This is a genomic window from Mesorhizobium sp. M2A.F.Ca.ET.037.01.1.1 (assembly GCF_003998075.1).
GTDB lineage: Bacteria > Pseudomonadota > Alphaproteobacteria > Rhizobiales > Rhizobiaceae > Mesorhizobium.
The window spans coordinates 1-1,780 of sequence record NZ_RZSA01001195.1 but is presented as its reverse complement, the minus strand read 5'-3'; the positions used below and the strand labels follow the sequence as shown (position 1 = coordinate 1,780).

At 64.4% G+C, this 1,780-nt stretch carries 1 protein-coding gene; it reads right to left on the bottom strand.

Annotation, left to right across the window (positions count from 1 at the left end; all coding sequences use genetic code 11):
- On the bottom strand, positions 1–1,598 hold a 1,598-nt coding region (gene ilvD / locus EOA27_RS34950), incomplete at its 3' end, for a dihydroxy-acid dehydratase (RefSeq protein WP_127258569.1).
- Between the last annotated feature and the right edge of the window lie 182 nt (positions 1,599–1,780).

The window sequence follows — 1,780 nt, the reverse complement described above, 5'->3', positions numbered from 1 at the left end:
TTCCATTTCTTTGCCCGGGCCGCCAGCTCGGCGTCCGACAGGGCTACTTCGATCGTGCCGTTCACGGCGTCGATCGAGATCACATCGCCATCCTTGATCAGCCCGATCGGACCGCCGACCGCCGCCTCCGGCCCGACATGGCCGATGCAGAAGCCGCGCGTGGCGCCCGAGAAGCGTCCGTCGGTGATCAGCGCCACCTTGCCGCCCATACCCTGGCCGTAGAGCGCAGCCGTCGTCGACAGCATCTCGCGCATGCCCGGACCGCCGCGCGGCCCCTCATAGCGGATGACGAGAACCTCGCCCTCCCGGTAGTTGCGTTGCGTGACAGCTTCGAAGCACTCCTCCTCAGAATCGAAGCAGCGCGCCGGCCCTGAAAATTTCAGTTCCGACATGCCCGCGACCTTCACGATCGCGCCTTCGGGGGCAAGGTTGCCCTTCAAGCCCACAACGCCGCCTGTCTTGGTGATCGGCCGATTGGCGGGACGCACAACATCCTGGCTCTCATTCCAGGCAACGTGCTCCATATTTTCGGCCAAAGTGCGGCCAGTGACCGTCATGCAGTCGCCGTGCAGATAGCCGTGATCGAGCAGCGTCTTCATCAAGAGCGGAATGCCGCCGGCCTCGAACATGTCCTTGGCGACATATTTGCCGCCCGGCTTGAGATCGGCGATATAGGGCGTCTTCTCGAAGATCGCGGCCACGTCGAAGAGGTCGAACTTGATGCCGGCCTCATGCGCGATTGCCGGCAAATGCAGCGCCGCGTTGGTCGAGCCGCCGGTGGCCGACACCACGGTCGCGGCATTTTCCAGCGCCTTGCGCGTGACGATGTCGCGCGGCCGGATGTTTTTCGCGATCAGTTCCATAACCTTTTCGCCCGAGGCGAAATTGAAGCGGTCGCGCATCTCGTAGGGCGCCGGCGCGCCGCAAGAGTAGGGCAGTGCCAGGCCGATCGCCTCGGCGACGGTGGCCATGGTGTTGGCGGTGAACTGGGCGCCGCAGGAACCGGCCGAAGGACAGGCAACCTGCTCGATCTCAAGCAGTTCGGCATCGCTGATCGTGCCCACCGAATGCTGGCCGACCGCCTCGAACACATCCTGCACGGTGATCTGCCGGCCGCGATAGCTGCCGGGCAGGATCGAGCCGCCATAGATGAAGATCGAGGGCACGTTGAGGCGCACCATCGCCATCATCATGCCGGGCAGCGACTTGTCGCAGCCGGCAAGCCCGACAAGGGCGTCATAGCAATGGCCGCGCATGGTGAGCTCGACCGAATCGGCGATCACCTCGCGCGACACCAGCGACGACTTCATGCCTTGGTGACCCATGGCGATGCCGTCGGTGACGGTGATGGTGCAGAACTCGCGCGGCGTGCCATTGGCGGCCGCCACACCCTTCTTGACCACCTGCGCCTGGCGCATCAGCGAGATGTTGCAGGGCGCAGCTTCATTCCAGCAGCTCGCGACGCCGACCAAAGGCTGCGCGATCTCGGCCGCCGACAGGCCCATGGCATAAAGATACGAGCGATGCGGCGCCCGCGCCGGACCTTCGGTCACGTAGCGGCTGGGCAGCTTGGCCTTCGAGATTACCTTGGCGTCCATACTCGTCCTTGCCGCACACCCCGCGGCCGGTCCCCTCGCCGCGCCAACCTGGCACGCATCCCGGGACATATCTCGGGTGCTCCGGGTTTATGGCGGGAAATGGGCAGTTCCCTCAGTCTGACTTCTACAGCAGGGCTTGTTCAGCAACTGTTGCCGAAACGTCACAATCGAATGGGGCGGCG